The sequence below is a fragment of the Companilactobacillus allii genome, assembly GCF_001971585.1.
Classification (GTDB): Bacteria; Bacillota; Bacilli; order Lactobacillales; family Lactobacillaceae; genus Companilactobacillus; species Companilactobacillus allii.
Map to the genome: position 1 here is coordinate 2118511 of NZ_CP019323.1, position 13207 is coordinate 2131717.

Here is a 13207-nt window from a genome sequence, read left to right on the forward strand (position 1 = left end):
ATAAGAGAAGGGGAATTATCTCATGGAAGCATTTATCACATCACTTGAAAGTGTTGCTGAAATCGTAATTGTTATCGCCCTTGGCTACTGGTTAAGAAGCTCAGGCCGTTTGGGTGATGAATTTAAGGGAAATATTTCATTTATTATTATGAAAATTGCTTTACCTGCATCAATCTTTGTATCAGTGTTGAAGTATTTGACACGTGATAAATTATCTACTCTAACTGGCGGACTAGTTTTTGCCTTTGCCAGTTTTGCATGCAGTTACTTACTAGCATGGATCTTGACAAAAGTATTTCATATTAAAAAGGGTCGTCGTGGTACATTCATTAACATGTTTGCCAATGCCAACACAATTTTCATTGGTCTACCACTTAACATGGCTCTATTCGGTTCAAAGAGTTTACCATTCTTCCTTGTTTACTATGTTATGAATACTATTTCTACTTGGGCTGTCGGAGTGTTCTTTATCTCATCTGATGATCCAACTGTTGAAAAAGGCGCTAAGAAAGACTTCAATTGGAAAAAGTTACTACCTGCTCCACTTGTAGGTTTCTTAGTTTCATTAGTATTCTTACTACTAGCTATTCCTGTTCCAGAATGGATTAACAAGACACTTGATATGGTCGGTGGTATTGTTACACCTATGTCACTTATCTACATTGGTATTATCTTAGCTGATGCCGGTTTGAAGTCAATTGGCTTTGACCGTGATACGATTTTGGCTTTACTTGGTAGATTCGTATTTGCTCCAGCAATCATGATTGGATTTGTATTGTTAGGCAAATCAATGGGTAACCCAATGCCAAGTCTTGAAAGTAGTACATTAATTATCCAAGCTGCTGCTCCTGGACTTGCTGTTTTACCTATCTTAGTTGGACAATCGCACGGTGATGTTGAATATGCAACTAATGTTGTTACAACTTCAACAGTCCTATTCGTTATCGTTGTTCCAATCTTGATGCAAGTTGTTAACTTCATCTAGTTAATAAATTAAATTAATTGATTCATCCTCCAAATAACTAAATAAAAGGATCCAGAAGAAAAAATCTTCTGGGTCCTTTTTAATTGTCTGAAACTTCTTCAATTAATTTATTTAACACTTGTAACACGCCATGTTCATCATTTGTGCCCGTTCTATAATTTGCGTACTGTTCCATGCCTTCACTACCATTGGCCATTAGATAGCTGTATTTAACAGCCTGTAGCATTTCTTTATCGTTGAACGTATCACCAAAGGCCATCATCTTTGAAGGATCAATATCCAAGTAGTTACCAATCAATCTTATGGCACCACCCTTGTCTATTCCCTTATTCATGATGTCGATCCAAACTTCACCACTTACAACTACTGAGAAGTTATCTCCAAATTCTGGTTCAAAAATATCATCATAATATTTTTGACTATGTCCATTTGGAAAATAAATAGTAAATTTATTTGCATCTCTTTGTATCGTTCTCAAATCATCTACTAATTCCACTTTTGTATAAAATGTCTTTAAAAATGGAACATACTTCTCGTATTTCTTATTTACATAAGCGGCATCCAATGCACAAATAATGGGAACACCATCGGTATCATCTTCAACAAAATGTACCATTCGTTGATAATCTGGCACATCAATCAAACTCTTGAATAAGATCTTACCCTTATAACTTACCAATCCTCCATTATCACAAATAAATGTCATTTCGTTTTTTAACTCTGGAAACAGATCCTGTAATGTATAAATTGGTCTACCACTAGCAATCCCAAAATTTATATCCAGTTTCATTAAGTTGTTGATTATATCATCAATTCCAGCTGGTAATTTACTGTTACTTTCCAACAATGTTTTATCCATATCGGATGCAACAAATTTTACATCTTTCATTCGGAAATCTCCTCAAATTTTCTTTTTACTACTACTATGTTAGCACTTTCATAGTTTATTGAAAATCCAAACATATCTTACTTCATATAATTTTTGTTATGTAACCTTGAATATAATTCACTTTCTCTAAACTTGACAGAAACAAAAAACAATATCACCATTAGTATAAGATAAAATACTTTTCGGAGGCATTTCAATGACTTTATTGAACACTAGTTTTCGTACTAATTATTTACACACATATTTTAAAGCAACCGTGGTAATTCCAGATACTGATGAGTCAGATTATAAGGTCGTTTGGTTACTGCACGGTTACACCGCTGACGATACAACTTGGATTAGAAATTATAACGTTGAGAGTCTGGCAAATAAATACAATTGGGCAATCATTATGCCTGAAGGAAGAAACTCATTTTATACTGATTCAGACTTCATTCCCTATTACAGTTTCTTCACCAAAGAATTAGTACCAAAAATGCAAAAGCTATTGCCCATTTCCTCTAAGCCAGAAGACAACTATATTGCCGGTGTAAGTATGGGTGGTTATGGAGCATTGAAGATTGGATTGGAAAATCCTGATAAATTCAGTCGTATCGCTGCAATGTCACCTGTAGCAGATATTGAACATTTTAGAAACAATCCAGGTAGCCCAATGCCACTGAATGCATTTGACACAATTTTTGATTCAACAGAAAAAATTCACGATAATCAACTGGCCAATATTTTGGATAACACGAATTCAACTGATCAAAAAATTCTCCAATTATGTGGTGATGATGACTTTATGCATGATGATAATATCGAATTAAAGAATCAACTTACAAAGAAATTCAAAGATAATTACAAATGGATGCCAGTAAATGGTGATCATTCTTGGACTACTTGGGTTGAAAATGTTGATGGCGTATTTAATTGGCTAAATAGATAGCATTACTTTTATCAAGGACCAATTTCATAATTCTTGTAAAATACACAAAATGATTTACAATCATTAACATAATCAATTTACCGAGGTCTTAAAATGACATTAATAAATATGAGTTATCGAACAAATTACTTACATACATACTTTAAAACTACCATTGTAATCCCGGATTCAAATAAAAAAGAATACAAAGCTGTCTGGTTGCTCCACGGATACACTGGGGATGACACGGCTTGGATTAGACATGCAAATATTGAAAAATTAGCACGTGAACATGATTGGGCAATCATCATGCCTGAAGGACGCAATGCTTTTTATACAGATTCTTCCTTTATACCTTATTATTCATATTTTGTAGATGAATTGATCCCGAAAATTCAAGGAATGTTTCCAATTTCTAACAAACCTGAAGATAACTACATTGTGGGATCAAGTATGGGCGGATATGGTGCATTAAAGATTGGTTTTACTAACCCTGATAAATTCAGTAAAATTGCGGCATTGTCACCTATAACAGATATTGAAAATTTCAAAAAGAATCCTCAATGTCCTATGGACGAACATACTTTTGACTCCATATTTGACTCAGAAGAAAAAATTCAAGCTAATCAACTGACTACTATTTTCAATCGACTCAAACCAAATCAAAAAGTCCTAACACTTTGTGGCGATGAAGATTACATGCATGAAGATAATGTCATGTTCAAAAACTTCTTAACTATTCATTTAACTAATAATTATACTTGGATGCCAGTAAATGGCGATCATTCGTGGGTTACATGGGTTAAAAATATCGATAAAGTATTTAAATGGCTAGAATAACAAAAGCACAATAAATTGACCAAAAATCAATTTATTGTGCTTTTTATTTTGATTCAATTGTCAAAGTTTTTATTGGTGATCTTCTCTTTTTTCATTATATCCACTAGATTCTTTGTATATTCACTTTCATAGATAATTGCAAATAACGTATCCAACACATATTCAAATGACAATTGTGAAGCAAATGTTCCTACCTTTACAAAATTGTATTCCGTTTGGGGAACTTCAATTACATACTTGGACAGTTTAGCCATCTCAGAATCAGTATCACCAGTTATTAAAATAGTGTCTCTATTCTCATGTTTTAAATAATTCAGATATTGTACAAACTCATGTGACCTACCACTATAACTAATAAATACGCCACTATCATTCTTATCCAAATTTAAGGAATGCCAACTACCTTCACCGTATTCTCCAGCAACTATCGGATAACGGTCTATCTTATTGAATTTATTTTGAAAGCTGCGTGCTCTGATCTGTGAATCTCCTGTACCAAACAAGAATATTCGCTTAGACTTGATTAATATCTTGGCTACTTTTTCCAAATTATGTTTATCAAGCTTATCAGCAGTTTTTTGAATTGACTCGATCGATAAATCAGCCATATTTTTAGCAATTTCAAAGGCAGAATCAGTCGCCGTAAAGGGAAAATTAGCATTAACATTGGATATTACATGTTGATTGTCCTGAACTTCCTTAACCAGGACAACACGAAAATCCTTAAAACCTGAGAATCCAAGTTTTTTAGTCAATCTTATTACGGCTGAATGAGACGAATAAGCTCTTTTGGCCAAATCTTGAACAGTGATTTTTGCCATATCAAGTTGATTATCTAAAATATATTCAGCAATTCTTTGTTCCGTTTCAGTAAAATTGGACTCTTGTTTCAATTTATCAATCACAGACACAAAATCACCTTCTTAGTTTCAATATATCATATTGGAACTAAGAAGGCATTTTGTTTTTAACCCAACTGAATATCTGCATCCCTTAAGGCCATATCTACAATTTCCATAACAGACTCACTATGATCCAACTCTTTTTTAACAAAATCCATATCATGATCTGCTACCAATTCATTAAACTTCTTAAATTCCTCATACATACGATGATCATTTATCTTATCATCAACATGTTTAGAAAATCCATTATTCAAATTAATATCAAAGTCTGATAGAACATTGGTTGGTCCATTAACAATGACTGAACCGGCATTACCTTGAATAGTTGTTTGAATCTTGGCTGAAGTGTCCTTAGACCCTATACATACTACTTTAGTATTTCCGTAATCCAATATCAGCATACCTGAAGTATCTATACCTCTTTCAATGTTTGCCATATACTTAACTGATTTAGGTTTTCCTAAGATACCAACAATAAAGTGAATATTATAGATATTAATATCCATCAAAGCTCCGCCACCCTTTTTAGGATCAAAGACTGGTAATATTTTACCTTCCTTGAAAGCATCGTATCTGTGTGAATATTGAGAGTAATTACATTCAATTAACTTTATATCACCAATTTTTTTAAGTGATTCTTTTAATTCTTTGTAATTGGTCAAATATTGATTAGTTATAGCTTCTACCAATATTAGATTCTTATCTAAAGCTAATTTTTTAAGTTCACGCATCTCTGACAACTTGAGCGTGAACGGCTTTTCACAAATAACATTCTTACCAGACTCCAAAGCCTTCTTGGCATATGCGTAATGTAAAAAGTTTGGTAAAGCAACATAAACTGTATCAATATCGGCTTGTTTCAAACATTCCTCATAATTTGTAAACACTTTTTTGATTCCATATTTTTCACTTAGTTCTTGCATCGTGGGAACATCTTGTTCAACTCCAACAATGGCATTCAATTTAATTTCTGGAATATCTGAAACCATTGTTAAATAATCTTTAACAATCATTCCAGCTCCTATAATGGCTAATTTCATTTTATTTATCCTTTCTAGATCATATATCTGTGGTACTTAAATCAACTGAATCAATCTCTGATTTTTTAGCAGTCAATTTTTCTTCTTTCTCTATTTCACTTTTTAGTGCCAAATTATCAGCCATCTTAAAAAACGGAAAATATATAATTCCACTTAAAAAGATTTGAAAAACATTTAATAGTGCACCACGCCAACCACTAACTAAAAATCCAGCAATAATCGGTGGTGTGGTCCACGGAATATTAATCCCATTTGTATAAGGAACAATTCCTAGTTTCATTGAATAGTAAGTAATAATTGCCATAATAATAGGAGTCAAAATGAACGGTAAAACTAACATAGGATTCAAAACAATTGGTAATCCAAATATTATTGGTTCATTGATAGTAAATATCTCAGGAATAATCGCCAATTTTCCAATTGCCTTAAATTGTTTAGATTTTGCGAAGAAAAATAGCAGTAATACTAGTCCAAAAGTTGCACCAGATCCACCAACTTTAACGAAATTTGAATAAAATTGATAGTCAACAATGTTGGGAATACGATGTCCGGCCGATACAGCTGATGCATTTTGTGCAGTTAGCGATAACCATATTGGCTGCATAATACTTCCAACAATGTTGGCTCCATGAATACCAAAACTCCAAAGTAACCCTTCTACCAAAATCACTAAAATTGTTGCTGGTAATGTACTACCTAATGAAGTTAGAGGTGTTTGTAAGTTATTGAATATAAATGTCTGAACACTGCCAAAACTAGTTGAAGCAAAAACAATCCTAACGAAGTTAAAAACAATAATTATTATGGCTATTGGGATAAGCGAAGAAAAGGATTTAGATACATTTAAAGGAACCGAATCAGGCATTGTGATTTTCCAGCCTTTTTTAACTGTGTATCTTAAAATTTCAACTGCTAAAATTGAAGAAATCATTCCTACAAATAAGCCTGAAGCTCCAACATTAGTAAGTGGAATACCAGTTCCTAAATCAGTATCAACAAATTTTGATAACGGTGTAACAACGAAAAAAGCTGCAAGTGCTGAAAAAATACTACTTATCCTATCTATTTTGTATGATTTAGCAAGCTCATTGGCAATACCAATAATTACATAAATACTCATCATATTCATTGTTACATCATTAGGTGCCAGAAATAAATTCTGCCAAGTTTTACCAAATGTATGTGTCATAAAATTGCTATATGCATCAATTGGCATATAGGCAAATAACAGGAAAAAAGAACCAACAATAAGTAACGGCATTGCCGCCATAAAGGCGTTTTTAATTGCAGATAAATAACGATTCTGATCCAACTTGACGGCAATCGGCGTCATCTTGCTCTCAAAAATACTCATTAATTTTTGCATTTTGCCTCTCCTATTCTCAAAATCACTTCATCTGTCTAATTCCTTCTTCAAGTATTTCAATTTGCTTAATTGTTTCTTCATCCTTAACTATTTTGTCTGCACCATTAATAATAGAATCATAAACACCTTGATATACTCGACTGTAATCGCCAATTTCTGAGACGACTTTTTCTTCATGATAATTATTGTCATCATCGTAATACGTAAGAGTTCCATAATCCTTGGGATCGTCTATTCCAAAATCATCATTGTCTGGCATATAAAAGTGTTTGAGGTCAATTTCTTGATGATCCATATCTTGCTTTATAAACATTCCTTTTTTACCATAAACAACAAAGCTAGGACGAGGTTTGATTCTAAAGTAACTTGATTTAACTGACACTTTCATCACGCCATAGTACATGTCCAAATCAAAGTAATCATTCATTCTATTCTTCCCCAGTAACTGACGAACATCATAATGGATTGAATCAGGATTACCGAAGAACGACAAAATTTGATCTATTGTATGGCATCCATGTCCGTATAAATAACTCGTCCCAATCGAAAACTCTTTTACATTCTCGGGCACATATGGACGATAATAGTCATATGTTGACTCAACCTCTAAAATATCTCCTAAGACACCACTCTTAATAACTTTTTGGAGAGTTAGAAAATCAGAATCAAAGCGTCTATTTTGATAGCATTGTAAAAACAAATGCTTACTTTTAGCCAATGCAAATAATTCTTTTGCCTCTTTAGATGTAGATACAAATGGCTTTTCAAGTAAGACATTCTTACCTGCTTCAAGTGCCTCTTTGGCTAGCGAATAATGTAAATTTGCCGGTACACTGACTGTAACTAATTGAATTTCTGGATCATTTAATACATCATCAATATTTTGGGTATATTTAACACCTTCAATTTTTTTCCAAACCCCTTTTGATGGCGCATAAATGGTTTTGACTTTAATATTGTCTTTGTTTAATACAAACGGTAAATGATAACGATTAACACTCTTGCCATTTCCGATAAATCCCATTGTTAACATAATTAGTTCCTCCTGATTACTTAATAAATTTATTATATGTTCTAACATTCACAAATCAGTAATTTCTCTTGATCTTGGTACAAATGTTCAAAGATAATCGACTATAACAATCCAATCGTTGAACAAAATGTTCAAAAAAATAGACATGTACACTGTTTTTACAGCACACATGTCTATTTATTATTTTTAAAACCTATTCAATCACATCGATATTTTTATTAATCAGCTTACATACAATATCACGTTTTTCTTTCAGGGTCGTGGCCTCTTTATAAATATTCTCACGTGGTGGTATCCTAATATCATCACGCCTTAAAGCACCTAACGTATCTCCATGAACAATATATACGTCAATATCAAATAAAACACCTAATGGATTGATATTTTCAAAAATAACAGCTGAATTTTTAACGATCTGAGCATCTGCACCAACAATTGCAAAAGCTTGAGGACCAGTTGCGATATCCCAGACAATTTTCTTTTCAATCTTAAAATCTTTGATAAATTCAGTGAAACCTTTTTCAAAAATATTACTCAAATATTGATTGTTTTTGATTGGTCCAGGAATATTCAACTTTGCACTTACTAGTGATCCATAATCAGGCACTTCATCGGAAAGATACTTTCTCTCACCAACATTTGCTACATGACTAAAATTTATTTGGGCATCACTTTGCTCAAAGCCTTCTGAAAAAATATCAATCATTCCTAAACGCTCCTAATTCATGTAATTTTGACACTATGTCAATTCTAGATTCATTTTACCATGAATTCACAAAATAATTTGAATCAATATATCATAATGATAGTTTAGGAATCTGATTCTTAATAACTATCATTTTTAATAATTTTAATTAACATGAATTTTTGCACAAAGAAACTCACATTTTTTAAGAATGCGAGTTTCTTTATTTGAAAATATAAATGGTTCTAATTATTATCTAATAAAGCTCTAATCAATAAAATTCTTTTTGGTAATGAAATAAAATGGAATTGCTACTACCAAGGCACCAAGTCCCCAAATTAAATTGATTGCTTCTGTATTGATCAATAGCCAGATCGATACTACTACCGCAATAATCGGAATTGTCCAACCAAATGGAATCTTGAATCCAGTTGGTCTATTCTTCATAGTCTTTCTAAATACTAAAACAGCAATACATGCAGGTATATATTGTGCAAATCTGGAAACTGCACTAATTTGCGCTAGAGTGGCAAATGTTCCTGACATGGCAATGGTCCAACCTAATATTGTTGAAACAATGATGGCAATATAGGGTGATCCTTTACTGTTCTTCCTTTTTAGAATTGCAGGCATCATACCATGATTGGCCATGGCAACACCTGATCTAGGTGTGATGAACGATGAAGAAACACAGATACCACCGATCGATAATAATGTACCAGCAGCAATTAGATATTTACCAAAATTACCCAAAATTTTGGCAAAAGCATCTTGAACAGGGGCAACACTATTGGCCAAACTACTTCCTAATACCCCGATACATACTGCTTGAATCAATAAATAAAACGACGCTACTACTAACAAGATAACAATTAATGCACGTGGTAAATTCTTTTCAGGGTTCTTCATTTCACCTGCGGCAACGACTGCACCTTCAACACCTGTAAATGCATAAAACATCGTCATTGAAGCAACCGCAAACGAACTTGAATTGGCAACTTTACTTGGCAAAAATGGTGTGAAATTACTCCCTTTAATAAACCAGATACCTATAGCAATAAATATTACTAATGGTAATAGCTTAGAGATGGTAATTGTATTGTTAATAATTGATGTAACCTTCAATCCAGAAATATTCATTGCCATCAAAACTATGGCAATTACAGTAACTACAATGTCTTTTGATACGGTATTATTCAACGAAGTAAAAATACCACCTAGTGCTGTGGCAAAACCAACATACATTGTACCTTCCGCAATAATCCTAATAGCCCAAGTAACAAAGCCAACTTCATAACCTACAAAGTTCCCAAATGCCGCTTTTGCATAAACATATGGACCACCAGTTTCGTCAAATAAACTAGCGTCTTCAGCCAAACAAAGTCCAATCGTAAGTATTAAAAATGCATCAAACACCAAAACTATCAAACTTGCTGGTCCAAAAAGCTTCATACCTTGATTGGGTAATAAAAAAATACCTGAGCCAATAATTCCGTTAATACCAAATAATAAAATCGTCCAAAAACCCATTTTGTGATTTGTACTAGTTTTTTCCATATTAATTTTCCCCTATTCATAAATTAGGTTCTAGCGATAAAGTCCTTGAATATTGCTAGCTGTTTAGGATATTCCTGCCACATATTTTCAGGATGCCATTGGACTGCCTGTACACTTGCATCGTCATTTTCAATGGCCTCTATAACACCATCTGATGCTGTAGCAACGACCTTTACACTTGGGGCTGGTTCTTTAATTGCCTGATGGTGTCTAGAATTTACAAATGATGTTAACCCAACAGAATTTTGTAATATAGATTTCTTTATATCAACATGATGTGTCGGTTGATTACCTGGTGCATTTTGATGATGCTTCAGCAATGTGGGTTCACCATATTGAGTTGTTAAATCCTGATAAACGCTACCACCTAGTGCAATGTTAATAATTTGAGCACCACGACAGATTCCTAAGATAGGGATATGTTTTTCAACGGCTTTTTTTATTAATGCTATTTCAAAAATATCTCGATTACGATTTGTTGTTCCCAATTTTGGAATGGGTTCTTCACCCATAAATGTCGGATCCACATCAGGACCACCAGTGAATATGATGCCATCAAGCTTTTCAAGCAATGAATCAACTTTGTCTACTGGAATATATGGCAAGCTAATCGGGATTCCACCAGCTGTTAACACGGCATCTACTATAGGACGCGGGACAAAGTCAGCCGACTTTTGATTAATGACTGCTGTTGCCTCTAAGAATACGTCAGCTGTAATACCAATTATTTTGCTCATTTTACTACCTCTTTTAGTTATTGTATGTTGATAAGATTAGCACCTTTTTAATCTAAGTCAAATAATTAAATAATTTAATTAGATATTTTTTAATGTTAAACAGTCAAAAAAAACCGAACTCATAAGCTGTGAGTTCGGTAATTTTTTTAAATTATTTTATTTTTAAATCTTTAACACTGTTTTCTATGATTTCTAATGGTGAATCAACTTGTGCCATGGTTGCTGCTGCGTAGGCACCTTCAACTAAAGCAACATCAAAACGATGTATAACTTTATCACTCATCTCTGAAACCATATCAAGATTCATTTTGGAACTACCCAAGTCGTAAAAGGCTAATATTTCATCACCAGTATTACTATCTACTGCCTCTTGTACTTTTTGTATAGAACTTCCGATTTCATTATCATCTGTTCCACCAGCAGTTGTTATAGATACATTTGGTGCTGCCTCAGCAATTAGTTCTTTAACACCTTCAGCAATTTTGTTCGAATGAGATACAATTACTATTCCAAATTTCATTAATCAATTATCTCCTAATACGTCTACTAATGATTCAAATAAGTAGGCGCTAGATTGTGATCCCGGATCCAAATGACCTTTTGATTTTTCCTCTAAATAACTAGCACGTCCCTTTGTTGCCACCATATCTTTGGTTGAATTCAAAGCTGTATCCACATTTGCTTTATCTAATTTATTTGATTTCAAATCATCAGCGATTGGTTGCCAGACATCTATCATAGTTTTCATTTTAACATCAGATTCACCGCGACGTTTTATGCCATCTGAACCAACTTGAATCAAATCAGATAATTCAATATTTTCAGTTTTTACGGCCTTAGACATATCAAGAAATGCTGTTCCATACAATGGTCCAGAAGCTCCACCGACTTTTTGAATCATGGCAAAGGCTACTGCCTTATACAGATCAGATACAGTATTTGGAGTTTTTTTAGATAATGATTCAGTGATTGCTTTCGCACCACGGTCCATGTTTGTACCATGATCACCGTCACCTATCGCTGTATCCAATTCATTTAAATACGCCTTATTTGTTTCGAGTTTTTGAACAAATAATTCAACCCACTTTTGTGACTGTTCTAATTCAAGTTTCATAAAAAACATCCCTTCTAAACCTAATTTACCAACCAATCGTAACGACCGGCTCCTTTAATTTATCGATCCAATCATCATTTGCTTTCATGATTGTTAGTGAGATTCCTTGCATATCAAGGGAAGTTACAAGATTACCAACTTTACTGAATTCAACATCAATATTTTTTGATTCCAACTCATCCAAAACATTATTGGCAAATATATATTGTTCCATCAATGGAGTACCACCCATACCATTTATCAAAACAGCAAACTTACCAGATTTATCATCAAATTCTTTAATGATTTTTTCAATCAATTCATGTGCTAATTCTTTAGCCGGTTGGATTTTTTCAACTGAATATCCACGTTCATTATGAATACCTATACCATATTCTATTTCGTCATCTTTCAATTCAAACCCTGGATGGCCAACAGCTGGCACAGTTGCCGCATGCAATGCAATACCAATAGTCTTAGTATTATCAACTACACTTTTTCCTAGTTTTACTAATTCATCTAGGCTTTCACCCAAACGTGCTGCCGCACCGATAATCTTCTCAACCAATGCAGTACCTGCTACACCACGTTTACCTTGAGTAAATTCACTATTTTTAACAGATATATCATCATCTACAACAACGGTAGCAATTTTTATATCATCTGCCTCAGCCATTTCCTTTGCCATATCAAAGTTCATAATATCGCCAGAATAATTCTTAACTATCAGCAACACACCAAGTCCTTGGTCAACAGCACAAATAGCTTCATAAATTTGATCCGGTGTTGGTGATGTAAATACCTCCCCTGCAACGGCAGCTGAAAGCATTCCATCACCGACAAATCCTGCATGTAATGGCTCATGTCCACTTCCACCACCAGATACTATACCAACTTGCTTGTGTTCAGAAAACAACTTATCGTTTCTCACCACAGCAGTAGTTCCCTCAATTTCTTTCAATAGATCAGAATTAGTTCTAACCAACCCAGAAATCATTTCAGGGACAATGTCCTCAACATTATTGATGATCTTTTTCATTAATGAATCCTCCATTTCAAACGACTGAATACGATTACAATTTCAATTATACTTCATTACGAAAATGATGACATCTATTAGGGCCAAATGCACACATTTAGAAACAAAAAAGCACAATGAATTAAATTCAT

General features: G+C 33.5%; 14 protein-coding genes. 3 read left to right on the forward strand and 11 right to left on the reverse strand.

Going from position 1 to position 13207, the window contains the following annotated elements:
• Positions 1-22 precede the first annotated feature (22 nt).
• Positions 23-985 (forward strand): AEC family transporter, encoded by a 963-nt coding sequence (locus tag BTM29_RS10500; RefSeq protein WP_076617292.1) that lies wholly within the window; start codon positions 23-25, stop codon positions 983-985.
• Positions 986-1064: 79 nt separating this feature from the next.
• On the opposite strand, the gene BTM29_RS10505 is transcribed toward BTM29_RS10500, so the two are convergent.
• Complete coding sequence (locus BTM29_RS10505) at positions 1065-1874, reverse strand: Cof-type HAD-IIB family hydrolase (RefSeq protein ID WP_076617296.1); 810 nt, start codon at positions 1872-1874, stop codon at positions 1065-1067.
• A gap of 196 nt (positions 1875-2070) precedes the next feature.
• On the opposite strand from BTM29_RS10505, the gene BTM29_RS10510 reads away from it, so the two are divergent.
• Both BTM29_RS10510 and BTM29_RS10515 read left to right on the forward strand, forming a co-directional pair.
• On the forward strand, positions 2071-2802 hold the full coding sequence (locus BTM29_RS10510) for an alpha/beta hydrolase (protein WP_076617299.1): 732 nt from the start codon (positions 2071-2073) through the stop codon (positions 2800-2802).
• A 93-nt stretch (positions 2803-2895) separates the two neighbouring features.
• Positions 2896-3621 (forward strand): alpha/beta hydrolase, encoded by a 726-nt coding sequence (locus BTM29_RS10515; RefSeq protein WP_076617302.1) that lies wholly within the window; start codon positions 2896-2898, stop codon positions 3619-3621.
• Positions 3622-3674: 53 nt separating this feature from the next.
• Here the strand turns inward: BTM29_RS10515 and BTM29_RS10520 are convergent, their stop codons facing one another.
• The 10 genes from BTM29_RS10520 to dhaK all read right to left on the reverse strand — a co-directional run bounded on the left by BTM29_RS10520 (position 3675) and on the right by dhaK (position 13076).
• A complete protein-coding gene (locus tag BTM29_RS10520; protein WP_076617306.1) occupies positions 3675-4532 on the reverse strand; it encodes a MurR/RpiR family transcriptional regulator in 858 nt (285 codons plus the stop codon).
• A 56-nt stretch (positions 4533-4588) separates the two neighbouring features.
• On the reverse strand, positions 4589-5566 hold the full coding sequence (locus BTM29_RS10525; protein WP_076617309.1) for a Gfo/Idh/MocA family protein: 978 nt from the start codon (positions 5564-5566) through the stop codon (positions 4589-4591).
• 19 nt (positions 5567-5585) lie between these two features.
• On the reverse strand, positions 5586-6932 hold the full coding sequence (locus tag BTM29_RS10530) for a PTS sugar transporter subunit IIC (RefSeq protein WP_076617313.1): 1347 nt from the start codon (positions 6930-6932) through the stop codon (positions 5586-5588).
• A gap of 22 nt (positions 6933-6954) precedes the next feature.
• Complete coding sequence (locus BTM29_RS10535) at positions 6955-7965, reverse strand: Gfo/Idh/MocA family oxidoreductase (RefSeq protein ID WP_076617317.1); 1011 nt, start codon at positions 7963-7965, stop codon at positions 6955-6957.
• 193 nt (positions 7966-8158) lie between these two features.
• Complete coding sequence (locus BTM29_RS10540; RefSeq protein ID WP_076617320.1) at positions 8159-8671, reverse strand: citrate lyase holo-[acyl-carrier protein] synthase; 513 nt, start codon at positions 8669-8671, stop codon at positions 8159-8161.
• 246 nt (positions 8672-8917) lie between these two features.
• Complete coding sequence (locus tag BTM29_RS10545; protein WP_076617324.1) at positions 8918-10207, reverse strand: APC family permease; 1290 nt, start codon at positions 10205-10207, stop codon at positions 8918-8920.
• A gap of 23 nt (positions 10208-10230) precedes the next feature.
• Entirely contained in the window at positions 10231-10944 is a 714-nt protein-coding gene (locus BTM29_RS10550) for a gamma-glutamyl-gamma-aminobutyrate hydrolase family protein (RefSeq protein ID WP_076617328.1), read from the reverse strand.
• Positions 10945-11095: 151 nt separating this feature from the next.
• A complete protein-coding gene (gene dhaM, locus BTM29_RS10555) occupies positions 11096-11464 on the reverse strand; it encodes a dihydroxyacetone kinase phosphoryl donor subunit DhaM (protein ID WP_076617332.1) in 369 nt (122 codons plus the stop codon).
• Positions 11465-11467: 3 nt separating this feature from the next.
• Entirely contained in the window at positions 11468-12058 is a 591-nt protein-coding gene (dhaL, locus tag BTM29_RS10560; protein ID WP_076618905.1) for a dihydroxyacetone kinase subunit DhaL, read from the reverse strand.
• A 25-nt stretch (positions 12059-12083) separates the two neighbouring features.
• Positions 12084-13076 carry a dihydroxyacetone kinase subunit DhaK gene (dhaK, locus tag BTM29_RS10565; protein ID WP_076617336.1) on the reverse strand — a complete coding sequence of 331 codons (993 nt, stop codon included), beginning with the start codon at positions 13074-13076 and terminating at the stop codon, positions 12084-12086.
• Between the last annotated feature and the right edge of the window lie 131 nt (positions 13077-13207).

Bases quoted from the DNA above. Each gene is read 5' to 3' on its own strand.
- BTM29_RS10500 (WP_076617292.1), top strand. From the start codon at position 23: ATGGAAGCATTTATCACATCACTTGAAAGTGTTGCTGAAATCGTAATT.
- BTM29_RS10505 (WP_076617296.1), bottom strand. From the start codon at position 1,874: ATGAAAGATGTAAAATTTGTTGCATCCGATATGGATAAAACATTGTTG.
- BTM29_RS10510 (WP_076617299.1), top strand. From the start codon at position 2,071: ATGACTTTATTGAACACTAGTTTTCGTACTAATTATTTACACACATAT.
- BTM29_RS10515 (WP_076617302.1), top strand. From the start codon at position 2,896: ATGACATTAATAAATATGAGTTATCGAACAAATTACTTACATACATAC.
- BTM29_RS10525 (WP_076617309.1), bottom strand. From the start codon at position 5,566: ATGAAATTAGCCATTATAGGAGCTGGAATGATTGTTAAAGATTATTTA.
- BTM29_RS10530 (WP_076617313.1), bottom strand. From the start codon at position 6,932: ATGCAAAAATTAATGAGTATTTTTGAGAGCAAGATGACGCCGATTGCC.
- BTM29_RS10535 (WP_076617317.1), bottom strand. From the start codon at position 7,965: ATGTTAACAATGGGATTTATCGGAAATGGCAAGAGTGTTAATCGTTAT.
- BTM29_RS10540 (WP_076617320.1), bottom strand. From the start codon at position 8,671: ATGATTGATATTTTTTCAGAAGGCTTTGAGCAAAGTGATGCCCAAATA.
- BTM29_RS10545 (WP_076617324.1), bottom strand. From the start codon at position 10,207: ATGGAAAAAACTAGTACAAATCACAAAATGGGTTTTTGGACGATTTTA.
- BTM29_RS10550 (WP_076617328.1), bottom strand. From the start codon at position 10,944: ATGAGCAAAATAATTGGTATTACAGCTGACGTATTCTTAGAGGCAACA.
- dhaM (WP_076617332.1), bottom strand. From the start codon at position 11,464: ATGAAATTTGGAATAGTAATTGTATCTCATTCGAACAAAATTGCTGAA.
- dhaL (WP_076618905.1), bottom strand. From the start codon at position 12,058: ATGAAACTTGAATTAGAACAGTCACAAAAGTGGGTTGAATTATTTGTT.
- dhaK (WP_076617336.1), bottom strand. From the start codon at position 13,076: ATGAAAAAGATCATCAATAATGTTGAGGACATTGTCCCTGAAATGATT.